Origin of the sequence: Enterococcus sp. H57, assembly GCF_003112495.1 — a bacterium.
GTDB lineage: Bacteria > Bacillota > Bacilli > Lactobacillales > Enterococcaceae > Enterococcus_B > Enterococcus_B faecium.
Window position 1 is genome coordinate 34,828 of sequence record NZ_BEHC01000006.1, and the last position, 23,529, is coordinate 58,356.

The 23,529-nt window shown below is 37.5% G+C and carries 23 protein-coding genes and 1 pseudogene; 3 read left to right on the top strand and 21 right to left on the bottom strand.

All coding sequences use genetic code 11. The annotated features are described in order from the left end of the window. Positions 1 to 27: 27 nt before the first annotated feature. The 6 genes from DIZ30_RS01915 to DIZ30_RS01940 form a co-directional block, all read right to left on the bottom strand. Positions 28 to 1,110, bottom strand: coding sequence for a BMP family protein (locus DIZ30_RS01915; RefSeq protein ID WP_002289203.1), 1,083 nt, complete (start codon positions 1,108 to 1,110; stop codon positions 28 to 30). Between the two features lie 65 nt (positions 1,111 to 1,175). Continuing rightward, positions 1,176 to 1,574, bottom strand: coding sequence for a cytidine deaminase (locus tag DIZ30_RS01920; protein ID WP_002298572.1), 399 nt, complete (start codon positions 1,572 to 1,574; stop codon positions 1,176 to 1,178). A 20-nt stretch (positions 1,575 to 1,594) separates the two neighbouring features. Further along, the gene (deoC, locus tag DIZ30_RS01925; RefSeq protein ID WP_002289206.1) at positions 1,595 to 2,257 is read right to left on the bottom strand and encodes a deoxyribose-phosphate aldolase; all 663 of its coding nucleotides are present in this window, start codon (positions 2,255 to 2,257) and stop codon (positions 1,595 to 1,597) included. 45 nt (positions 2,258 to 2,302) lie between these two features. Further along, positions 2,303 to 3,604: a pyrimidine-nucleoside phosphorylase gene (locus tag DIZ30_RS01930; protein ID WP_002298573.1), complete on the bottom strand. Its 1,302-nt coding sequence runs from the start codon at positions 3,602 to 3,604 to the stop codon at positions 2,303 to 2,305. 140 nt (positions 3,605 to 3,744) lie between these two features. Continuing rightward, the gene (locus DIZ30_RS01935) at positions 3,745 to 4,761 is read right to left on the bottom strand and encodes a LacI family DNA-binding transcriptional regulator (RefSeq protein WP_002291103.1); all 1,017 of its coding nucleotides are present in this window, start codon (positions 4,759 to 4,761) and stop codon (positions 3,745 to 3,747) included. A 311-nt stretch (positions 4,762 to 5,072) separates the two neighbouring features. Continuing rightward, positions 5,073 to 5,678, bottom strand: a complete 606-nt coding sequence (locus DIZ30_RS01940; RefSeq protein WP_002317543.1) for a class I SAM-dependent methyltransferase — start codon at positions 5,676 to 5,678, stop codon at positions 5,073 to 5,075. Between the two features lie 195 nt (positions 5,679 to 5,873). Here DIZ30_RS01940 and coaA point away from each other — a divergent pair, with 195 nt between their 5' ends. Both coaA and guaA read left to right on the top strand, forming a co-directional pair. Further along, a complete protein-coding gene (gene coaA, locus DIZ30_RS01945; RefSeq protein WP_002298576.1) occupies positions 5,874 to 6,797 on the top strand; it encodes a type I pantothenate kinase in 924 nt (307 codons plus the stop codon). Positions 6,798 to 6,855: 58 nt separating this feature from the next. Then, entirely contained in the window at positions 6,856 to 8,421 is a 1,566-nt protein-coding gene (gene guaA, locus DIZ30_RS01950) for a glutamine-hydrolyzing GMP synthase (RefSeq protein WP_002298578.1), read from the top strand. A gap of 67 nt (positions 8,422 to 8,488) precedes the next feature. On the opposite strand, the gene DIZ30_RS01955 is transcribed toward guaA, so the two are convergent. The 4 genes from DIZ30_RS01955 to DIZ30_RS01975 form a co-directional block, all read right to left on the bottom strand. Further along, a complete protein-coding gene (locus tag DIZ30_RS01955; RefSeq protein ID WP_000237797.1) occupies positions 8,489 to 9,682 on the bottom strand; it encodes a site-specific integrase in 1,194 nt (397 codons plus the stop codon). 26 nt (positions 9,683 to 9,708) lie between these two features. After that, entirely contained in the window at positions 9,709 to 9,909 is a 201-nt protein-coding gene (locus DIZ30_RS01960) for a DUF3173 family protein (protein WP_000633907.1), read from the bottom strand. 497 nt (positions 9,910 to 10,406) lie between these two features. After that, the gene (locus DIZ30_RS01970; protein ID WP_000845143.1) at positions 10,407 to 10,637 is read right to left on the bottom strand and encodes a helix-turn-helix domain-containing protein; all 231 of its coding nucleotides are present in this window, start codon (positions 10,635 to 10,637) and stop codon (positions 10,407 to 10,409) included. Further along, positions 10,634 to 11,056 (bottom strand): RNA polymerase sigma factor, encoded by a 423-nt coding sequence (locus DIZ30_RS01975; RefSeq protein WP_000804879.1) that lies wholly within the window; start codon positions 11,054 to 11,056, stop codon positions 10,634 to 10,636. Before DIZ30_RS01975 ends, DIZ30_RS01970 begins: the two co-directional genes overlap by 4 nt. A gap of 530 nt (positions 11,057 to 11,586) precedes the next feature. Here DIZ30_RS01975 and DIZ30_RS01985 point away from each other — a divergent pair. Then, on the top strand, positions 11,587 to 11,940 hold the full coding sequence (locus DIZ30_RS01985; protein WP_001227350.1) for a helix-turn-helix domain-containing protein: 354 nt from the start codon (positions 11,587 to 11,589) through the stop codon (positions 11,938 to 11,940). Positions 11,941 to 11,997: 57 nt separating this feature from the next. On the opposite strand, the gene DIZ30_RS01990 is transcribed toward DIZ30_RS01985, so the two are convergent. The 11 genes and pseudogenes from DIZ30_RS01990 to DIZ30_RS02045 all read right to left on the bottom strand — a co-directional run bounded on the left by DIZ30_RS01990 (position 11,998) and on the right by DIZ30_RS02045 (position 23,507). Then, positions 11,998 to 12,186, bottom strand: a complete 189-nt coding sequence (locus tag DIZ30_RS01990) for a cysteine-rich KTR domain-containing protein (protein ID WP_032506803.1) — start codon at positions 12,184 to 12,186, stop codon at positions 11,998 to 12,000. A gap of 97 nt (positions 12,187 to 12,283) precedes the next feature. Then, entirely contained in the window at positions 12,284 to 14,203 is a 1,920-nt protein-coding gene (gene tet(M) / locus DIZ30_RS01995) for a tetracycline resistance ribosomal protection protein Tet(M) (RefSeq protein WP_000691737.1), read from the bottom strand. 15 nt (positions 14,204 to 14,218) lie between these two features. Beyond that, a pseudogene (locus DIZ30_RS13955) lies at positions 14,219 to 14,266 on the bottom strand (hypothetical protein); the annotation flags it as partial. A 313-nt stretch (positions 14,267 to 14,579) separates the two neighbouring features. Further along, entirely contained in the window at positions 14,580 to 15,509 is a 930-nt protein-coding gene (locus DIZ30_RS02010) for a conjugal transfer protein (protein ID WP_000584387.1), read from the bottom strand. 16 nt (positions 15,510 to 15,525) lie between these two features. After that, the gene (locus DIZ30_RS02015) at positions 15,526 to 16,548 is read right to left on the bottom strand and encodes a bifunctional lytic transglycosylase/C40 family peptidase (RefSeq protein WP_000768373.1); all 1,023 of its coding nucleotides are present in this window, start codon (positions 16,546 to 16,548) and stop codon (positions 15,526 to 15,528) included. Further along, positions 16,545 to 18,572, bottom strand: coding sequence for a CD3337/EF1877 family mobilome membrane protein (locus DIZ30_RS02020; protein ID WP_000192393.1), 2,028 nt, complete (start codon positions 18,570 to 18,572; stop codon positions 16,545 to 16,547). Before DIZ30_RS02020 ends, DIZ30_RS02015 begins: the two co-directional genes overlap by 4 nt. Continuing rightward, the gene (locus DIZ30_RS02025) at positions 18,569 to 21,022 is read right to left on the bottom strand and encodes an ATP-binding protein (protein WP_000331165.1); all 2,454 of its coding nucleotides are present in this window, start codon (positions 21,020 to 21,022) and stop codon (positions 18,569 to 18,571) included. The genes DIZ30_RS02020 and DIZ30_RS02025 overlap by 4 nt, the downstream gene beginning before the upstream one ends. Then, a complete protein-coding gene (locus DIZ30_RS02030) occupies positions 21,006 to 21,401 on the bottom strand; it encodes a conjugal transfer protein (RefSeq protein ID WP_000723887.1) in 396 nt (131 codons plus the stop codon). Before DIZ30_RS02030 ends, DIZ30_RS02025 begins: the two co-directional genes overlap by 17 nt. A 71-nt stretch (positions 21,402 to 21,472) precedes the next feature. Then, positions 21,473 to 22,111: a DUF6037 family protein gene (locus DIZ30_RS02035; protein ID WP_000248477.1), complete on the bottom strand. Its 639-nt coding sequence runs from the start codon at positions 22,109 to 22,111 to the stop codon at positions 21,473 to 21,475. 55 nt (positions 22,112 to 22,166) lie between these two features. Then, the gene (locus DIZ30_RS02040; protein ID WP_000425404.1) at positions 22,167 to 22,667 is read right to left on the bottom strand and encodes an antirestriction protein ArdA; all 501 of its coding nucleotides are present in this window, start codon (positions 22,665 to 22,667) and stop codon (positions 22,167 to 22,169) included. Positions 22,668 to 22,727: 60 nt separating this feature from the next. Continuing rightward, complete coding sequence (locus DIZ30_RS02045; RefSeq protein WP_000675717.1) at positions 22,728 to 23,507, bottom strand: abortive infection family protein; 780 nt, start codon at positions 23,505 to 23,507, stop codon at positions 22,728 to 22,730. Positions 23,508 to 23,529 lie beyond the last annotated feature (22 nt).

The following is a 23,529-nucleotide window of genomic DNA, read 5'->3' on the forward strand; positions in this document are numbered from 1 at the left end:
GTGTCTAACAAGGCTATAGAAATGGTTTTAGTTTTCTTCAGGAGTTTCTGGAACTTTTACGTCACCTGAAATGATTTTTTCTTTTGCTTCATCAACTGCTTTTTTCGCTTCGTCAGAAAGTTGTCCTTCTGTTAGACCAACACCGTCTTCTTTCAATCCATAAACAGTGTGTTCGCCGCCAGGGAATTTACCGTCCGCTGATTTTTGTGCCAAATCTTCTACTACTGTTCCAACTGCTTTCAGTGTAGATGTCAATGTGAAGTTTTTCTTTTCGCCGTTTAATGTGTATTCGCCTTCGTCTGATTGGTCGCGGTCAACACCGATAACCCAAACTTTTTTGTCGCCTGATTCGTTCAATGATTTTGCTTCTTGGAATACACCGTTACCTGTACCGCCTGAAGCATGGAAGATGATATCTGCGTTTTGTGCATACATACCTTGAGCAATTGAACGTCCTTTATCTGGAGCAGAGAAGTCACCAGCATATTGATTCAATACTTTGATTTCTTTTCCTAATTCTTTCGCACCTGCATCAACACCGGCTTTGAATCCAGCATCAAAACGATCGATTACTTCACCTTTTACACCGCCGATAAAGCCGACTACGTTTGTTTCAGTCGTATAAGCTGCTGCAACACCTGCAAGATAAGAAGCTTCGTTGTCTTTGAAAGTTGCAGATACAACGTTATCTAATCCATCGATGACATCATCGATAATAACAAAGTTCGTACCTGTATTGTTTGTTGCTTGTTCTTGGATCGCTGGTTTTAGTTTATAACCAATACCAAAAATCGTTTTGAATCCAGCATTCAATGCTTGGTCAATATTTGGGATGTAATCTGATTCATTTGAAGATTGGAAATATTGGAAGCCATCATTTCCTCGTGAAAGTCCTTGATCTTTCCCCCATTTTTCTAGTCCTTCCCAAGCTGACTGGTTAAATGAACGGTCGTCTACACCACCTGTGTCTGTGATCAATGCTGCAGTTGTTGTGTCTGATGAGCTTTTGCCACCGGATGAATCAGTAGAGCCGTTGTTGCCGCATGCACCTAAAAATAACCCTGCTGCTAGTGCGACAGCACCTAAACCAAATAATTTTGCTTTTTTCATTTCTGTAAAGCCTCCTAAAATAATTGTTTTATTTTTCAACAGTCAGCTGACTGAATGAACATGAGTTATAGATCTTTTTCAGTAAATGCATAAGGCAGCAGTTCACGAACGGTCGTTGCCTTCGTCACACCATTGTCTCCTACTAGCGTAACCGGCATATCAGGGGAACAGAATTCTGCCATTACTTGTCGACATGCACCACAAGGAGAGATAGGATCGGGGGTGTGCCCCGCTACGACTAGATGCGTAAATGTTTTTTCTCCTTCAGATACTGCTTTGAAAAAAGCTGTGCGCTCGGCACAATTCGTTAATCCAAATGATGCATTCTCAATGTTGATGCCTTGATAAATCTTGCCTGATTCCGTTACGAGACAAGCGCCTACCGGAAAATGGGAATAAGGAACATAGGCTTTATCTAACGCTTCAATAGCTGTGTTGATCCATTCTTGTTTGAGTTCTGCCATGAGCTTCTCCTTTGAAAAAATTAATAGCCTTCACCAGTTGAACCAGATACGATTGCTACTCCTGCGCTTGTTCCGATTCTTGTAGCACCAGCTTCGATCATTGCCATTGCTTCTTCTTCGTTATGGATACCGCCGGAAGCTTTGACACCCATTTCTGGTCCTACAGTTTCACGCATCAAACGGACATCCTCTACCTTTGCTCCGCCTGTTGAGAAACCAGTTGATGTTTTGACAAAATCAGCGCCTGCAGCTTTTGCTATTTCGCAAGCTCGGATGATTTCTTCTCTATCTAATAACGATGTTTCAATAATAACTTTGACAAGCGCACGATCTTTTGCTGCTTCAACAACTGCTTCGATATCTTTTTGGACTTGTTGATCATCCTTTGATTTCAAAGCACCGATATTGATGACCATATCGACTTCATCTGCACCGTTATTGATGGCATCTGTTGTTTCAAATGCTTTTGTCTCGGGTGTGTTTGCTCCTAGAGGAAACCCGATTACTGTACATACGGCTACTGGCTCACCTTGTAATTGTTCTTTCGCTAGCGCAACCCATGCTGGATTGATGCAGACAGAATAAAAATGGTATTTTTTTGCTTCTTCGATAATTTGCATCACAGCTTCTTTAGATGCGTCTGCTTTCAAAATAGTATGGTCGATCATTCGGTTTAGTTCCATTTCTTTTCCCCTTTTCTTTAAAACGGTAAAGTCCGCTTTTTTCCTTTATTCTGTGATGATGTCATGAATCAACGTTGGCTTCATTGCCGATTCACCAATTTCAATATTTTTATATAATAATTCAATGACAGAAGTGATTTCTTCGTCGTTACTATAGATCGTCAATAGTGACTCACCTTTTGTCACAGTGTCACCAATTTTTTTATGCAGTTTCAATCCAACAGCGTGATCAATATCTTCTTCTTTGGTTTTACGCCCAGCACCTAGCATCATTGCAGCAATTCCTAATTCATTTGCCACGATTTTTGACACAACTCCGCTTTGTTTAGCAGGAAGCTCCATTGTGTAGCGTGCAGTCAAAATTCGTTCTGGATGTTCCACGATCGCTGGGTCTCCCCCTTGATTTTGGATCATTTCTTTGAATTTTGCTAACGCTTTACCAGATTCCAGAGCTTCTTGAAGCAACATTCTTGCTTCATCGGTTGTCTTAGCTTTGCCAGCAAGAACAACCATTTGGCTTCCTAAGGCGTAGCACATTTCTACTAGATCTTCTGGACCATTTCCTTGTAATGTTTCGATTGCCTCGACAACTTCTAGACTATTTCCGATGGCTTCGCCAAGAGGTTCTGACATATCTGAGATAACCGCCACTGTTTCTCGGTTAGCCAGTTTCCCAATGCTCGTCATGGTCTTTGCCAGACGTCTTGCATCTTCGATGTTCTTCATGAAAGCACCGTCTCCAGTGGTCACATCCAAAACGATTGCATCTGCTCCTGCCGCGATTTTTTTACTCATAATTGAACTGGCAATCAGCGGAAGAGAATCAACGGTCGCTGTGACGTCACGCAAGGCATACAATTTTTTGTCCGCCGGTGCCAAGTTTCCTGATTGACCAATTACCGCTACTTTACTTTCATTAACAATGCGTACAAATTCTTCATCCGAAAGCTCGATCTGAAATCCGGGAATTGCTTCTAGCTTGTCTAGTGTACCACCTGTGTAACCTAGACCGCGTCCAGACATTTTAGCCACTGTCACTCCGACACTAGCTACTAGGGGGGCTAAAATCAATGTGGTCGTGTCACCAACGCCACCTGTCGAATGCTTATCTACCTTTATTCCTTCAAGAGAACTCAAATCGATGACATCACCAGAATTAGCAATCGCCAATGTTAAGTTCGTGATTTCTTCATTTGTCATGTCTTGATAAAAAATTGCCATCAATAAGGCACTGACTTGATAATCTGGAATCTTTCCATTCGTATAGTTCGTGACGATGTACTCGATTTCCTCTTTCGACAGCTCGTTTCCATCCCTCTTTTTTTCAATCAGATCCACCATTCGCATTGCCTGATCCTCCTTGTCTTCATTCGGTATTATACATTATTTTTAGGAAAGGTAAACCACTTTAGTAAACTGGTTTACTAAAAATAAAAAAAGCACTAACTCGCCTTTGTAAATGCTTACATAAGCAATATACCGCCGAGTTAGCCCTTTGTCAATACTTTTACGCTCTCACGAATAATTAATTTTGTTTCGAACACTTTGTTCGGAACTTTTCTTTGAGGAAATTCGATCGTATCGATCAGGAAACGTGCAGCATAAAATCCAATATCAAAACTTGGCTGCTGCACTGTCGTCAATTGCGGAATCATGTATTCTGACAGCTTTAATCCATCAAATCCTATGACTGAGATATCTTCTGGGATTTTTTTGCCCAATTCATCGATCGCCTGATAGCATCCGATCGCCATGGCATCATTCCCGCAAAAAATAGCCGTGATATCTTTATGTTTGAGTAATTTTTTTGATGCAGTATATCCACCTTGAACAGTCAACTCTCCATGTTCAACAAATTTCCCATTAAAAGGCAGGCCATGATCTTTCAGCGCATGACGATATCCGTTGAAACGTTCTTCTAATTGATAGTATCCAGTGGTTTCCTTCAGCATGCCGATCTTCGTATGGCCACTTTCAATAAACAGCGAAACAGCTTGATAGGCGCCCTCATATTCCTTTACGATAAGCCGTCCGTTATCCCGACGATTCAATCCGCGATCGATTAAAATGATTGGCATTTTTTGATAAAATCCGCTGTCTAATGCGTATTTCTCAGGTAAAATATTTGGTGTGGCCAGCAAGATTCCGTCCACTGAGCGGTGGGAAAGCTCTTGTAAATACTTGATCTCATTTTCTTGGCTATGACGAGAATTGCATAACATGATCACATAGCCCAAAGGATTCAAATAGCTCTCTACACCTTCGATCAGTTTGGAGAAGAAGAAATCAGTGACATCAGGGACGATCATTCCGATGGTCTTTGAATGTCGATTGATCACATTTGAAGCGAAATAATCGGGCTTATAATGATGTTCATTCACGATCGACAACACTTTTTTCCTTGTCTTATCACTAAATCTGCTTCCTTTGTTATTCAAAATCTGTGAGACAGTTGTTACTGATACGCCTGCCATTTCTGCGATATCTCTGATGGTCAGCTTCATCCTATTGGCTCCCTTCTATCTAAATTCCCTATCAGTGTACCAAAACCCCCAAGAAAAGAATAGAGAAAAAAGGAAAGTATGTTTTTTGATAAAAATCTCCTTTATCTACCGACTTGGCAGCCTTCTATACAAGTTCTGTATCTTATTTATTTTATCGTAAAAAAACATGATTCTGATTCTGCTACTTCTTTTTTAAGAAAAGATAGTTCCTTGATTAAAAAAGTCATCAATAAAAAAGAACTGATGCGTACCATATATGTAATATGTACGCCCAGTTCCGCTCTTTCGTCGCTCCACTATTTTTCAGCTAGTTATTCTTTCACACTTTTGATGATATAATATCCTTTATCTTTTGTGACGATTTCTGCATTGCCAAATGTTTCTTCCATTTTCTTTTGCGCACTCGGCGCTCCTTGTTTCTTCTGGATCACAATTGTCAGTGTACCGCCCTTCTTCAACCGATGATATGCGCCTGTCAAAATTTTATGTACAACTTTTTTTCCAGCACGGATCGGCGGATTGCTTACGATAGCTGCATAGGTTTCTTCATGAACTGCTTCATAGATATTCGATTGATGGATATCAACATGTTCGATTTGGTTACGCTTTGCGTTTCCTTGCGCTAGACTTACCGCTCGTTCATTAATGTCGACCATTTCAACAAACCGCTGTGTCGCAAATGCCAAAGCTAACCCAATCGGTCCATACCCGCATCCCACATCTAAGATCTTTCCTTCATCAGGTAACTCTTCCCAATCGAAAGCATCAATCAGGACACGTGAACCATAATCCACTGTTTCACGTGAAAATACACCAGAATCTGTTACAAATTGAAAGGTTTTGCCTTTTAACTCAAAAGCCCATTGTTCAAAATCGTGCGCCGTATCTGGGCGTTCAGAATAGTAATGATTTGTCATGTCTTCCATCCTTCTCATTTCTTTCATGACAACAGTCTATCCTTTTATGTATCCGTGCGCAAGTCAAGAATAAGACTCCGTTTCTTTCTATTATAAAGATTATACAAAAAGATCGGCAATCTCTCTTAAGTGGTGGGGTTTGCGTTTATTTTGTGTTAAAATAGTTCCATTGATGGGAGAACGCAGGAGGCTAATATGAATGATCCAATGAACTACTACCGTGTGGCAAGAGAAGAATGGCGAGAATTTTATCGTAATGGGCAAGCACCTTTGACACAAGATGAACTAGATAATATCAAAAGTTTGAATGACCGCATTTCCATGCAGGATGTTCGAGATATCTATGTACCTCTTGCTCATCTGATTTATCTTTATATGAAAGAATTTGAATCTTTGTTCTTGAGTAAAGGTTTATTTCTTCATAAATACGTAGAAGTACCGCCTTTTATTATCGGGATCGCCGGAAGTGTAGCCGTTGGAAAAAGTACAACAGCCAGACTGCTGCAGACGATTTTGTCTCGTACCTTCAAACGAAGAAACGTTCAGCTGATCACGACTGACGGATTTCTTTATCCAAATCGTATATTAAAAGAGCGTGGAATCATGGACCGTAAAGGATTTCCTGAAAGTTATGATATGGAGATGCTGATCGATTTCTTGAACCGTGTAAAATCTGGTCAGGAAGAGATAAAAGTACCTGTTTACTCACATGATGTGTATGATATCATTCCAGACAAGTACGAATTGATCCAGCAACCTGATATCTTGATCGTTGAGGGGATCAATACGCTTCAATTACCTGCGAATCAGCAAATCTACGTCAGCGACTTTTTTGATTTTTCTGTCTATGTCGATGCTGATCCCTTGCTGATCGAAAAATGGTATTTGGATCGTTTTGGTGCGTTACTGGATACAGCTTTCCAAAATCCAGAGAATTATTATTATCGTTTTGCTATCGGAGATCGTGAAGAAGCCTTTAAAATGGCAAAAGATGTATGGAAAAATGTGAATTTGAAAAATTTACAGGAATATATCTTGCCTACACGAGGAAGAGCCGATATAATTCTCCATAAAACTGAAAATCATATCATCGATTCGATTTTCATGCGAAAATATTAGCATTTTAAAATAGTTTGACTATTTTGAGATAAAATTTAAAGGGATAGGGGTAATAAATTTGACAAACGTTGCCGATATGACGAACGTTGAAAAGATTATCGTATTAGACTACGGTAGTCAGTATAACCAATTGATCACAAGACGTATTCGTGATCTTGGAGTCTTTTCCGAATTATTGAGCCACCGCATTACTGCAGAAGAAGTAAAAGCGATGAATCCAAAGGGAATCATTCTTTCTGGCGGACCAAACAGTGTATATGATGAGAATGCATTTGGGATCGATCCTGAGATCTTCAATTTAGGTATTCCTGTATTAGGGATTTGCTATGGTATGCAATTGATCACGTACAAACTTGGCGGTTCCGTAGAGCCTGCTAAAAACCGCGAATATGGGAAAGCCTTGTTAGAAGTAACAAGCGATCAAGCTGTCTTGTTTAAAGAAACACCAAAACAACAAACAGTATGGATGAGCCATGGTGACTTGGTAACTAAAGTTCCTGAAGGCTTTGAAACAGTCGGAACAAGCAAAGATTGTCCGATTGCTTCTATCCAAGACACAACACGTAATTTTTATGGTATCCAATTCCATGCAGAAGTACGTCATTCCGAATACGGAATCGAATTGCTGCGCCACTTTGCCTTTGATGTTTGTCACTGTGAAGGTAACTGGACAATGGATAACTTTATCGATATGCAAGTAGAAAAAATCCGTGAACAAGTTGGTGACAAAAAAGTCTTGCTTGGTCTTTCAGGCGGCGTTGATTCTAGTGTCGTTGGGGTTCTTTTACAAAAAGCAATTGGTGACCAATTGACATCTATCTTCGTTGACCATGGTCTGCTACGCAAAGGCGAAGCGGAACAAGTAATGGAAAGTCTAGGCGGAAAATTCGGCTTGAACATCATCAAAGTCGATGCAAGAGATCGCTTCTTAGACAAGTTGAAAGGTGTATCTGACCCAGAACAAAAACGTAAAATCATTGGGAATGAATTCGTATATGTTTTTGATGATGAAGCAACAAAACTTGCTGGTGAAGAAGGCGTCTCTTTCTTAGCACAAGGAACGTTGTATACTGACGTTATCGAATCTGGTACAGAAACAGCACAGACGATCAAATCTCACCATAATGTAGGCGGACTGCCAGAAGATATGCAATTTGAATTGATCGAACCATTAAACACATTATTCAAAGACGAAGTCCGTGAATTAGGGACTCAGTTAGGCATGCCTGATTCAATCGTTTGGCGTCAGCCATTCCCTGGTCCTGGTCTTGGTATTCGTGTTCTTGGCGAAATCACTGAAGACAAGCTAGAAATCGTACGCGAATCTGATGCTATCTTGCGTGAAGAAATCGCAGCTGCTGGACTTGACCGTGATATCTGGCAATATTTCACTGTTCTTCCAGGGATCCGCTCTGTCGGTGTTATGGGTGACGGACGTACTTACGACTACACAGTCGGTATCCGTGCTGTAACTTCAATCGACGGAATGACCGCTGACTTTGCCCGTATCCCATGGGAAGTCTTGCAAAAAATCTCTGTACGTATCGTAAACGAAGTAGCCCACGTCAACCGTATCGTGTATGACATCACTTCTAAACCACCAGCAACAGTGGAGTGGGAATAGTTGTAGGAGAGCTAGAAACCCTCTTATACCAAGGGTTTCTGGCTCTTCTTATCTTTTTACTGCACTTTTATTGCACTTTTTTCATTTCTTTGTTTCGCAAGTAGTCTACAGTAAATTGATTCTTTGGTGAAGTATCATAATTTTGTTTTGCTTCTTTAAAGGAAATGGCTCCATTTAATTTGTTAGCTACCTCGAAATTACTGTTAGGATAAAGATGTCCATACGTTCCTAAAGTCGTCTCAATATCTTCGTGTCCTAGACGATCTTTAATGATAAGTGGATTTTCTCCCATACTGATTAACAAGGAAGCATGAGAATGCCGTAACCCATGGATTCTGATTCGATGGATACCAGCCAGCTTAGCATAGCGTTCAATAGCATATGATAGTGTATGTTTTTGGGTAGGAATACCGTTATAGCTCATTACAAAGTCTGTCTGAATTAGATTTTGTTGTACTTCCTTCCATTCGGATAAATAAGTTAATGTGCATTTATCTAATACAATATGACGAACGCTCGCCTTTGTTTTTGGTTCAACAAATCTATAATTCGATTGATTCTTGTAATAGAGTGTTTTGTTGATGGTTAGTACTCCTGAGTCAAAATCAATATCTTCCCATTGAATGGCAGTAGCTTCACCAATTCGCATTCCAGTCATAAATAAAAACCACAGAGAGATAAATAAAAAGTGTTGATAGTAATCTTCTTTGTAAATTAGAGAGATTACTTTTTCAAATTCTTCTTTTGTCCAAAATTCAATTTTAGACTTTTGCTTTTTCACATTGCCAATAATCTTAGATGGATTTGTGGTGGTTATCCCAAGGACAATTGCTCGATCCATAGCAACTGAAAATAGTCCTTGAACAGCTCTTACATAAGAAGACTTACACTTCTTTGATAATTTTAGTTGCCAATTTTGCACATCAATAGGCTCAATATCGGAAACAGCCATTTTATCAAAATAAGAGAAATGCTTCTTAATAGTTGGTAAGCGATTTTCATATGTTCTGAGCTTTACCTGTGTCTTATACCATGGAAGGAAAATTTCAAAGATATAATGTTTAAACGTCATTTTATCCTTATTCTCACTTAATTCTTCTGGTTTCATCAATAGCAGTTTCGAATATTCTTCTCTTGCTTCTTTTTTAGTAGTGAATCCACTACGATATTTTTGAATTTTTTTCCCTTTAGAATCATAACCTAGATTTGCACGAAAATAATAGGTTCCATTCTTTGCTTTTTTTATTGGGTCTTTAACCATAGTTTTTACTCCTTACTGTGCAAAAACTACTCAGACCTGTTTTCATTTGAAAACCGAATTCCTAGAATTTCTTCAACAGCTTCACGAGGGACTCTATCTAGCTTTCGAGATTGATAGTAGATATGCCCTTTTGTAATCATCAATTCTTTTGCTTTTTTTATGATGTCTGCTGAAAAAGAAGTTCCATATCCTAGCTCAACTAAATCCTTTTTTGTGACCGTTATCATTATTACTCCTTTCCCAATTATAGGCTAGGAAAACTCCAATATTCACCTATAATTATATCAAATAGTTTTATAATAATACACTGACAAGAGAAGAATATCTTAGCAATCGAACAGCTCTAGCAAAGCTCACAGGAATTTCACTTCTGCATGGTTCTCATGTAGCCGTACCCATTGCCTGTGACGCTTCTAACGCTCGGACTATGGCTATACGGGAGTATCATTATCACGATAAGAAAGTCATGGCAGCAATCCTGCTAAAGATTACTTTCGAATTACTAACATGAATCGCTCACTAATTTTGTAGGTCATGGCGTGTTAGTTCATCAGCTCTTTTCTTACCGAAACGTATTCGATTGCCTTTATTTGGTTGTCAAAGAACGTTTGGCTTGTTAGCCTATCAAAACCTACTGAACACACAATATGCTTTGATGGAATAACAAACCTCCCAAATCGGGAAGCGTGGATACGATTCGACACGCTTCCACGAAAAAATGGGACTATTTAATTTCGAACGATAAAATCTTAGAGATGAGTTTCGTTTCCATTCTGCCACGTAGGGTTTCATCAATAACCATATGAGAATTTCCATATTCGTCTGTCATGCGACGTAATGAACGTTTTGAGGTATACCCTCGATAATGTTTAACAATCTGATTAATTGCTTCCACGTCGCCATCTGTCGCCTTTACAATGAGGGGGAAGGGAACCCTTGGATAAGCTGTTTTCATTCTTTACACTCCTTCATGAATTCTTTAATCATGGCTAGTCCACTTATTCGATGACGATAAACAGTCGAACGATTCAAATTTAGTAACTCCGCAATCTCCACATCACTCATATCCATAAAGTAATGAAGTAAAATAATGTTCCGTTTTTTCTCTGAAAGATGACGCAGGGCTTCACTTAATAAATCACTTTCAACATTGATTCTTAATCCAAATAATTTAAATAGTTGGAAATCAGTGACGTACGTATCAACAGTAGAAAAAGAGTTGACAAGGTAGTTATCTATATCAGAAAACGAGACTTCTTTTGCTGATAGTCTGTCTAGATGTTTGAAGTAATCTTTTCGTTCATCTTCAATAACTTGTTTGCAGATATAGTCAAACTGATTTTCTATGGTTTCTTGAAAAGAAGATGGTTTCATGCTTTTCACCCCCTTTCTGTCGTGAAAGGGAGTGGCATGTGCTTCTTTATCTCCCTTCATACTAAGCCCCGACACGAAAGGGGGATTTGTTGCATAAATGAAGAGAAATCCTAAAAGATATTTATTAAGTGACCAAAAAAGCACATAAACAGATTGTTTTCTCTGTTCATATGCTTTGATTTTTCTATCTATGTAATCTGCAAAACCACATTGATGGTCATATCTATCCAGTACAGGTGGATAAGTTTTTTTGATAAGAACTTAATTAAGAGAACTAGATGACAGATTATCTTTCTCATGGCGACTTTTCCCTCCATTAAGTCGCCAATTTTATCTACTTTCTAGGAGTATGACTAAATTTTATAAAGTTGTATAGGTAAATAAAATCAGCGACCTTTCTATTTGAAATTGGATTCATCGCATTAATAAATTCCACAGTGTTCTATAGGAACTCATAAACTATATAACATGTTTTTCTATACCTGTTTATGGTTATATAGGAACAGTAAAATGTATAGAGGTGATTTAGTATGCGTAAAAAAGAAGATAAATACGATTTTAGAGCCGTTGGTTTAGCGATTAAAGAGGCTCGAATGAAACGGGGTCTCACTCGTGAACAAGTGGGAACAATGATTGAAATTGACCCACGTTATTTAACAAATATAGAAAACAAAGGACAACACCCAAGTACACAAGTGCTGTATGATCTTGTATCATTACTCCATGTATCTATTGATGAATTTTTCTTACCTACAGATAATTTGATTAAAAGCACTCGAAGGTTACAGGTAGAAAAATACATGGATAGCTTTACAGACAAAGAACTATCCTTAATGGAAGCACTAGCAAAAGGTATCAATGAAGCAAGAAATATTGAAGGCTAGTCAGTAAAATTCAGATAAACAAAAAGAGCCGATAAGATGAGAGTTTCATTTCTCAAATTATCGGCTCTGCGTCTTGGCGTCTGGCTCTTTGATTGTTATTATATTCATTTTTTGAACATTAATTAAAGTTTCGTTCTTACATTTGGGGCAGTATAAAGGGAAATTTTTAAGTATAGTATCCACTCGTATTCGTAGTCTTGTTTTATTTCCACAAATAGGACACAATATCCACTTGTAGTTTATAATAACAATCTCCTCCTTTCCACTTTAATTCAAATCTATATTAAAGAATATTTCATCTTATTTAATAAGAAACCATATTTATATAACAACATAAAACGCACTAAGTTATTTTATTGAACATATATCTTACTTTATCTATCCGACTATTTAGACGACGGGTCTGGCAAACAGGTTCGCCAGTGGTAACCTGATATCCTTTTAGCTCTGCTAAACAAACACTAAGCCCATTTGTAAAAAAAGTTAAATCATTGCGATAATCTTGAATACATCGAGCAGGAATTTCTCCAATAATAATGACCTCATTATTTTTCAGTTGAGTATTTACGATATTTGCACAATATTTGGGAGCATCGTTATATGCCCGTGAAAGATATTCCTGTGGTGCATAAACTTTAAAACTAAGATATGGCTCTAACAATTCTGTTCCAGCTTTTCTAAAGGCTTGCTCCAGTACAATAGGAGTAAGCATCCGAAAATCTGCTGGAGTACTAACAGGGCTATAGTATAAACCGTACTTAAAACAGATTTTACAATCCGTCACATTCCAACCATATAATCCTTGTTCGCAACCATAGCGTATCCCTTCCATAACTGCATTTTGAAATGATTGATTTAAGTATCCAAGAGAAACCGAGCTCTCATACTGCATTCCACTTCCCAACGGAAGCGGTGATACAGATAAACCAATGGAAGCCCAGAAAGGATTTGGCGGCACTTCGATGTGAATGGTATATTCTGCATTTTTTAACGGTCTCTCCATATAAATGACTGTAGGCTCTTTTAGTTCTATCTCCACATGATACTTTTCTTGCAACAGTGCACTAATCACTTCCATTTGTACTTTCCCTAAGAAAGAAAGTATAATTTCATGTGTCGTAGAATCCACGTAATATCGTAGAAGCGGATCACTATCTGAGATTTCCAAAAGGGCATCAAGCAACATTTCTCTCTGTTCAGGTTTACTCGGTTCAACAGTTGTTTGTAGTAGAGGGTGCGGATTTTCAATCTTTTTTCTCTGTGGCAATAGTTTTGTATCTCCAAGAACACTATTTAACTTCAAAAACTCATTTTGCAAAATAACAATTTCTCCAGAATAAGCTCTATCAATCTTACATAATTCACCATTTATTGAAGTATACATTTCTGTAACTTTTATTTTTTCTTTTTCTGATACTCTAACCGAATCTCGTAAATGTAGTACTCCACTATAAAGGCGTATATATGCAAGACGTTGTCTTTTTTTTGTATATTCAATTTTGAAAACATTTCCGCAAAGTTCAGACGGACCTCGATGTGTTGATGAATAAAATTTATTAGTAATAACTTCTATAAGGTTATCAATCCCTATATTACTTTTTGCACTTCCATGATAAAGAGGGAACAGAGAACAATTCTGAAATCTTATGCTTTCCTCTTGTTCGAGTTCCAATGCTTCTAATGATTTACCGGACATATATTTCTCTAAAAGGTCATCGTTTCCCTCTATTACCGTATCCCATTGTTCAGATTCGGTAAAGTTCGTCACACACATATTAGGATACAGTTCTACCTTCTGTTTGATTACAATTTCGGCAGAAAGTTTCTCTTTAATATCCTGATAAACCGTTGATAAATCAATTCCATTTTGGTCAATCTTATTGATAAAAAAGATTGTGGGAATCCCCATTTTCCTAAGTGCATGAAATAATATACGAGTTTGTGCTTGTACGCCATCTTTTGCAGAAATCAGTAGAATTGCCCCATCTAAAACTGATAATGAACGATATACTTCTGCTAAGAAATCCATATGTCCTGGCGTGTCTATGATGTTCACCTTCGTATTTTCCCACTGAAAAGAGGTTATTCCTGTCTGAATTGTAATTCCTCTCTGACGTTCTAAAAGCGTATTATCCGTCCTCGTTGTACCTTTGTCCACGCTTCCTAATTCTGTAATCGCTCCACTGTTATATAATAAGCTTTCTGTTAAGGTAGTTTTTCCTGCATCAACATGAGCTAAAACTCCAATATTAATAATTTTCATGTGATTTTCCTCCATTCAAAAACCCAAAAGGGCATAAAAATCCCAGTGATAAATACTTTTATCACTGGGATTTTTATGCATAACCATAGGTATACAAAGCATACAGATATTCTCTGGATACTTTAGAATCACATGATAAAGGTATTCTTAAACTGGGTACAAAAAACTAAGCCCTCCTAAAAAAGGACATCTAATTATTTGTTCCCGCTATCAAATTGACAGTTTATTTAAGAATACCTTGCCGCATATTTATTAACTCCTTTTAAATAGTCACTTAAATAATAGCACGTAAGAGCATATTTGTAAAGGAATCTCCAATTTTTTATCAAAAAGAGTACATGATTACAAAGTATCTGTAATCATGTACCAATATTTGTTATTTTACAATCTTCCAATTATCTTGTTTTTCTAATATCAACTCAAATTGCGAGATTTGGGTTGCCTTTGTTTCTTGATCTAAATATTTCACAGCGACATTCACGATTACTTGGTTATCTTTTCTGGTAAAGATAGGATTCACCAATTCCTCGAAAACATATTCCTTGTTAATCATAGGTAACACATGATTACTTACATAGTAAGTCAATTCTTTTTCTGTGGCGGTAGGATAGAGCTGGAAGAACGTTTCTAAAAAGCTAGTGATTTCGTCCATCGTTTCTGTATCTACTGTATGGTCACTTTCTAGCTGTTTGGGTTGGTAGTCCGATTTTTGAGGTTTCTTACTCATTGTCGGATTTTTGATAATAACCATATTATCTGATTCATCTATATGGACAACCACATGAAAGCTAGACGATATAGTTTCCTTGTCTTTGTCTTCGGTAATAACTTGTTCAACAGAAAACAGTACCTCAAAGGTGTTCTCATTCACTTGAGAAACCTGCCACACCTGTATATCGTTCACACTAGAACTAGTAGGAATATCCTTACGAATCATTTCTTCATTTAATACCTGCAATTCTTCCGTCAAATAATGGGTCAATTTTTCATTTCGTTTATCAATGGCTTCTTGGGATTGTTGCCACGAAAAGTAGTCTTTCGCAAAGGATTTCACAAAACTTTCTACTTGGTTGGTATCGACAATCTGCTGTTTAATGATTTCTGTTTCACGGACAGTATGAGTGTCAATGGCAGTAAAATTTTTATAGATTCCAAATCCGACACTACCAATCAATAAAACCCATAAAACAAAGGTTAATTTCTTATGCGTGCCAACTTTAATCATCGGAACTTTTCTTTGCTTGCTCGGTTTTTTAGATTTCTTTGGTTTCTCCTTCTTTTCTTTTCGCTCGATTTTTATAATCATTTGATTCATTCCTTTCTTAGTTATGAATAACACGTCTAGCCCCAATCAGATGGTCTTGCCAATAACGACTGCTTAAGTCGCCATAACCGATTGGGTCGCCTGCATGATAAAAGCGATTTCCCTCTAAATATATCGCCACATGAGTCACATATGTGCCTGCATTATAGGTTGAATGAAAGAAGATAAGGTCGCCTGCTTGGGCTTCTTCCATAGAGATTTCTTGCGTAGCGTCATACTGATCTTGGGCGACACGAGGGAGAGAAATGCCAGCTTTGTCATACACCCATTGTATTAAGCCACTACAATCAAAAGAGGTGGTAGGCGACGCCCCTCCAAAGACATAGGGAAACCCTTCGTATTTCAAGGCTTCGTCCATAATGACTTGCACGGTTTCATCATCAAATTCTGTTGGGGAAGTGTCGGTTAGGTATTGTGAAACCAACTGAACATAAAACTGATTTCCATAGTTATATCGCCAACCACCATTCACAGGTATGGCTATAGGATTGGGATAGTCTGCTTTTTGACCACCCGACTTCTCTTTAGAAAACTGTTCGGCTAATTCATAGGTATATTTTTTCCCATGACTCCTCACATAATTTAAAAAGCCACCGCCATAATTATAAGATTGGATAACAGAATCTATATCCACTCCTTGTTGTTCTGCACTGGTTAATAATTCACTGAAATATTTAACCCCTTGTTTGATGGACTCTTCGGTACTCAAACTGTTGGGCGGTAAACCCAAAGATTCGGAACTTTGCATAACATCTTCTGCTGTACCGCCCGATTCCACTTGCATAATGGCTAAGATATAAGAAACATAGTCTTCAATCCCATATTCCTTACCATATTTTTCAATCAACGGACGGTGTGCCAACACTTCTGGTGAAACGGTCACACCGCCTTGTGGAATAGAAGAATCCTTGTTGTTTTCGCCACTGTCCGTATCATCTGCAAAGAAAATGACTAGGAATAATAAGAGAAAAAAGAAGAGAGAGAAGACCACACTACAAATCACTGTTATTTTTAGCTTCATGTTTGTTGTCCTCGCTTATCCGTTCTTTTATTTAGCTTCCTCTGATTGAATTGCTTCGGTGGTGTCTTTTGTTTTTGCTCTTTTTTCAATGGTCGCTGATGATTTTCACGTTTAGTGTTTTGTGACAAAACAGGCGTGACGGTTTGCTGACGCTTGCGAACATGCTGCTGGTTATTCTGAACAGGAGATGATGGGTTTTCTTTTCGTCTTTTTTCTTTTGCTTTATCCAGCTCCAAACGCTTTTGAGCAATGTTCTTTCGTTTTTGCTCCTGCTGGTTCATACGCTGTTGTTTGCGTTGAGCTTTGGTATCTGCCATAGATTGTTTAAAGTCTGTTACATTATGAGTGACATTCTCTTTTCCTTGATGAAGGGCATATTTGACATGGGTTGGTGTCGCCTGTATCTGTTGTTTTGCCTGCTTTCTTTTATTGACTAGACGATTTTTCGTGTCCAATACATGGGCTGTCTTTTCACCTAATCGTTGCCCGATACCGCCTTGTTGCTTTTTCACATTGGAAAGTGCTGTTTCTTTCTTTGGTGTAGTCCGTTCATTTTGACGAGTATGGTTAGCTTTATTGGTTTGATTCTGCTTTGTTGTCATTGTCTTTTGCTTCGTTGACCCTGCTTTTCCACGAAAAATCTTACTCATACTGCGTTGAAATCTTCTGGTTTGTCGATTCATCATTTGACGAGGTCTGCGAAACACTTGTCTGCCCATGTTTTGAGAGTCGTTGCTTTGTAAAGTGAATAGGCTCATTAAATCGCCCAGTTTAAAATAAATCCCTGCAAAGGTCACAATTTGTAAAAACATAATCATGAAAAAGGGAGAACTTGCTGACAGCGAATAAAGCATAGTGGAAATACTAAAGGCAACGGTAATAATCAAGGTAATACCAGCCCTTGTCATAATCACATTAAATAACTTGGTAATGGCATGCCTGCCCATGCCATCAAAACTCGGCAACATACTTAATAGGAAACTGATTGGCAAAAACATAGCGAAAATAATAAATAGCACTTGCGAAAAAATCATGATTCCTGTTAGAAGGAAAACAAAAATCGAGATACCAATATTGAATACAAACAAAAAGAAGACTGTTCCTAATCTGGAAATCGTCTTCGGTAGGGTTAAATAGGTATTGTCATGATCTTCAATTTCTTCAATCACTACATTTTCTCTATCTTCACCATTGTTTGTATCTGGACTGGTAGACAATAAACTTTCCACACGTTCTTCCCCTAACGCTTCTACATCAGTGGAGCCATATTGAAGCAATAGCCATGGTTGCTTTACTTGAACAGAGAATAAGCTGTCACGTATCATGTCCACACTGTCTTTCCCTTGACTATCCGTGTTAGGAAGAACAATTTTTGTCCCAATATTCAGACTGGCGGTACTGACATCTTTGGAAAAATCATTGATTTTCGCAATATAATCGGGTGCATACGCAATAAAGGAAGCCGATAGAATAAACACCACGACAAAGTTTAAAACAGCTCGTATCACTTTCGTCGTTTCTCGCTTAACCAATCCTGTATAGGCAACATAGATTCCAACAATGAGAATAAAAAGAAGGAGGAAACCGACATAAAACCCTGAACTGGAAAAGCCATTCGGTGTAATGCCTGCAATCGTCTGCATGTTTTCGCCAATTGCTTGGGATGTTTGACTAATGAAATCTAAGGCATAGGCTTCTTTCACCAAATAACCTGTGGCGTTCGATAGATAAAGAGAAATTGTCCAAATAAAATTAGTAATGGCATACAATCCATACATCACCGATTGTCCTATGCCATCACTCCAATTCCATGGAAGCCAGCCCCAGCTATTGTCCACATAATAATCAAGCTGATATTGATTCAAACCATACTTGGAGTATTCATTGCTTGTATCAATGGTTTCATCAACTAAGCCTGTCGCTTGTACTGCATTGCCCAGCGTGCCTAATAAAAGTAAAATAACGCCCACACAAAGGAGCGTTATCCAACTATAGTGAAGAAATTTCTTTTGTTTTTGTGTCATTCTTCCACCTCATTTCGCACAGGCGGTCTGGTATCAAAGGCATGAAGCAACTCTTCAAAAATCGGGTGAAACTGCATAACCCCTACACGACCATAGATGTCTGAAACTAAACATTGTCCATTTTCTAATTCACGTAAGCGTTTCTGATTGTTTTCATCTTCCTTGTCCACACCAAAAAATTCTAAGGTCTTTTTGATTTCCACTAGGTCAGTGGAACGAAAGGCAAATTTCAAGCCAATATTATTCTTCATCTTTTCATCTAGTAAATCGTCCGCGTTTTGAGTAACGAAATAGACCCCTGCATTCATGGCACGTCCTGCTCGAACCAATCGCATAGATAGAGCTTTTCCTTGTGCCACTTGTAAAAAACTCCAAGCCTCATCAAGGTCAACAATTTTAAAAATGGAACGGTCAGAGTGGATAAAGTCTAAAGCAAAGGTACTAATGACAATCAGCATTGCCACACTTAATAATTCCATGGTAGTGTATTCTTCAAAAGAGCTATTGGAATCGGGTAAGACCAAATCTGCCACTTGAATAATATTGAGTTGTTTTTCCAAGCTAATGGATTGGGTGACACTGCCATCACTGAATAACAGATGGGCAAAATCATAATCGACAAAGCTTTCGATATGGTCAGCAATACTATTGCTGATGGGCGTATCTTCTTTTCGCAATTCATCAATCACCAATAACAACCCTCGTTGTTTGCTTTGAGTTACACTCCGAATAGCTTTACGCAGGACAGGAAACTTCTCGCTATCTCGGCTGGAAATACCTGTTAAGAACGTGAGAATATCAATGGCAAGGCTTTCTGAATCTTTCGGGAGTTTTAAAATCACATAAGGGTCAAGTAACCCTTTATTGTCGTTCTCACTCGTGAGATTAACAATATTGATTTCATGGGCAATATCAGGTAAGGTTTCTTTCCATTCACCACGTTCAGCTTTTGGGTCAACAATGGTTGCCTGTCCGCCAAAGAGTACTGAATAATAGACCAGCATATTGTTAGAGAATGATTTTCCGCCACCTAATGAACCAATAAAAGCGGACGCTAATGCATTTGTTACAGAGCCTTTAATTCCTTGACTTGCAAGGCTAGGTTGGAGATAAATATTTCTGCCTGTATCGAGATTGTAACCGACGTAAATACCAGAATTTTCACCAATCATTTGTGTAGCACCGAAACCAAGACCAGCCAAAAAATCCGACGTGACATATTGAATATAGTCATTGATATATCGCTTGCTTGAGGGAATAAATTCATTATGCAAGCCTAGCATATCGCCAAAAGGTCGTACTAATTTGATAGACAGATCATCATAAAAATCTTTTACTTCATCACAACGTTGTTTCAGCTCGTCCAAATTCTTTGCTGATACCCGTACCACATAGCTTAGTTTGTACATAGATTCTTTGGTTTGGTCTAAATTACTTTCTAATTCATCGACAGATTCTAAAGCGTCCACCACATTAGTACTGGTTTCGTTGTCGCTTTCCCATGCGTGGCTATCTAAATCTTTCAGTTCTTTCTTTTTATTGCGAACGGTAGATAAGGCTTTTTTATTGGCGACAATTTCAACATTCATACTGGTATCAACGGGGAAAGTAAACTGCTGTTGCTGGTAATAAAAAATTTCACTATTAGGGAAATCCAATTCACCAACAATACTATTAATTGTAAAATACGCCACATAAGTAGTGGTATCTTCCTGTTCAATCCGTAAATAGCGTTGATTTTCTTCGATTAAACAGCGAGTGGGTTTGAGAATATCGTATTTCTTTACCAACACTTTTTTATCTTCGTATCGTTTCGGTAAATGGTAGTCGTAGTCATCAAAAGGGACACCTGTTTGCCCGTAAAGATGTTCAATAATATAACCAAAATCATCTTTCTCCAATTTACGAATCTGAAAGCGTCTGGATAATTTACTTTCTAACAACTGTTCCATCTTAGAAAAGCGTTCGATTTCCGCCATAGGCATAGAAACAAAATCGCCCATTAATTTGTGATTCACACCATGAAAGAATTCCGCAAATGCTTTTTGAATTTCTTTCCCAACATTTTTTACGGATACTTCCTGTTCATTGAGGTAGAGTTTAAAACCAATAAAAAAGCGATAGTCTACTTGATTGTCACCAATCATAGAAATTAACGCTTCGGTCTGTTCATCTATTTTTTCGTAAGCTATCTCTTTTAATCGTCCAGTGATTTCTTTTTTCGATTGTTCCTGTGTGGCTCGAATACTTGATTCGGTTGCTAGTTGCAGAGCATGAATCTTGCCATCACGATTTTGGGCAATCAATTGACAGAAATTATCATGAACTTGAATTTTTTCATCGGAACTTAAAAAACTGTAATTATAGGGAATTAATTCATAATAAGCGAATACTTCGCCATCATGATTAAATACGAGATTATCTTCCATATATTTAATCGGATATGCCATCTAGTTGTTCACTCCTTACAATCGTAATCGATTCATTCATTGTTTCTTTTTTTAATCGTATTTGTTTGCCAGCGTAGGTTACTTTAGGGCGTAGAGCATAGGTAATGATAGACTTTAGAAATCCATAGGGTTTCTTTCCGTCAAAGGTCTTTTGGCACATGAACCCAGTGAGAACAATGGGAATCCCTAAGTATTTGAGTAGTGCTCCGTCAATCAGAGAAAGTGGTGGTAAACTGCCAAAGAGTATGACGACAAACAAAGAAACGATAAACCATGTCATTTGCGTAAAGGTAATTGGGAAAGGGAGTTGTAAATCATTAATCGCATAAATCACTTTTTCTACTGACCAAATACTGGTGTAACTTCTTATTTTTTTCATGTCTTCACGTCCTTTCCGTAAAGATAGAAAAAGAACAATCAAAATAGGTGATTGCTCTTTCAATGCTTTAACTATTCAATTTTATTTTTTGTCCATTTTGCAATAATACCTTCATCAGTTTCTTCATCATCTGGATTCATTGAATATCTGAAACTTAAATTGGTATCTGACCCTAATCGTTCATATAAGCTGGGTCTATACAATCTCGTTTTATTGTCATTAAAAGGACTTCGTTTTCCCAGCTCACCATTTCCCTTTAAAGGATTTCTTCTAACTGAAAAACAATATTTTTTTCTGGGATCTTCTGAATCACTTTGACTTAATGAGAAACACATGGCTTCTTTTTGGTCTTCATTTTTCTTCTCACTAACTTCTGTCGGAATAAATCGAGCAAGAGTTTGGCTAAATTGAAATAAAACATCTCCCAAGTTACTACTGTATTCGATACCAAAATATTCTCTTATTGTTTTCGTGTCTGTATATAATTTTACCGAATTAGCATAGACAGCTAGCATATCTGAAAAATCGTTTTCCTTTAAAAATTCTAGTTTTAACAGAGCATATTCTGGAACTTTTTCCTCTTTTTCAAATAGCTTAACAAGTACAATATAATTTTGCTGTTTGTAACGAAAGTAAAAGGAATCTATCACCCAGCCTTTATCTTTCATGTCTAGTTTTAATAGTTTAAGATTTTCAAATACATTTACCATAATTTATACCTCTCCGTGCTATTTATTAATTTAATTATAACACGGATTGTTAAACTTACTGACAATATTCAAATACCCCATGAGAGGTAACTAGGTAATTACCCTCTATTTCCATATCACGTCCCAAAGATTGGTAGTCAATATAATTTTGTAAATTGGAAGGGACTTCACCAAGCTGTCCTGTTTCTTCCACGTAATAACGGGCGACATCTTCCATCGAATCACAATCACTATAACAATGAATATCCTCTTTGTTTTCCAGTAATTCTTCCAAGCTACTAAACCACATGCCTTGAATTTCTTTGAGTTCATTATAAATAGGTGTACCTTCGATTTCTTGAATGGCTTCACATAGACGGTTGATTTCACTAATCGGCGTGTATTCGTCCACATCAAAAGGAAGCTCAAAATCATGTATTGCATATTCTTCGTAGTCCTCATTTAAACCGATTCTTTCTGCCATTTCTTCCTCATCAATTGGTGGAGTAAACCATGCTCCGACTAATTCACCTTCATTATACCGTCCTAAATTTGCCACATAGACTTTCATTTCCAATTCTTATCACATCCTTTTTATAAAAATAGTCATAAAAAAAGTAGCAATCAGTTAATGACGCTACTTATCAAGGTATCCGCTAATATAATCTGTAACTGTACTTGAAATACCTATTATTAGTTTTGCTTCTCTCTTTCCAATAATATTTGTATTAGGGTGTGCAAGTGAATGCCTATTTCTTGCTTCATTAAGAGAGCTAATCATTCCATTTGATGACCTTATCGTTGTCTTCACTATATCAGCAAGTTCAGTAGGTTGAATTTCTTTTTCAATTAATTGTTGTATCCTACTATATAATTTAGATAGATTTTCGTCTCTAGGAACTGTAATTTCATATTTTTTTAGTATTTCAATTAAATATCCATGAAAAGCAGTGTGAACTCTGTCAAAGGCACGTTGATATTCACCATTACTCATAAAAGACTCAGCGTCTTCAATAGCTTGTGAAACCACATCACTAATTTTCAACTGACTAAAGTTAATTACTTCGTAATTCTCTGGAAGTGGTACTAAAATAGTATCCACTAATACATTATCACCTTGTTTATCATATATGGAGCTTGCTGTCTGGGTAATCAAATCTTTATGACTTTCAAAAAAGTCTAAATCATCAAAAGGAACTCTTATTTTAAGATATGTGCAAAGCGTATTCCAGCCCTTTTTATATCCTTTATAATAAGTAAAATCGTCAGTCTCATCTAAAGTTACCTCTGATATTTTCATTTTAGAAACAATCTCGTTACCTCCTTCATAATAATTTGAAGAGCTCTTTCTTTCTAATGTTTTAATTAAAAGAGATTTAAATTGATCATTTGTAAACATATTCATAAATCCTTTCATAACAAAATATATACTTCCTATT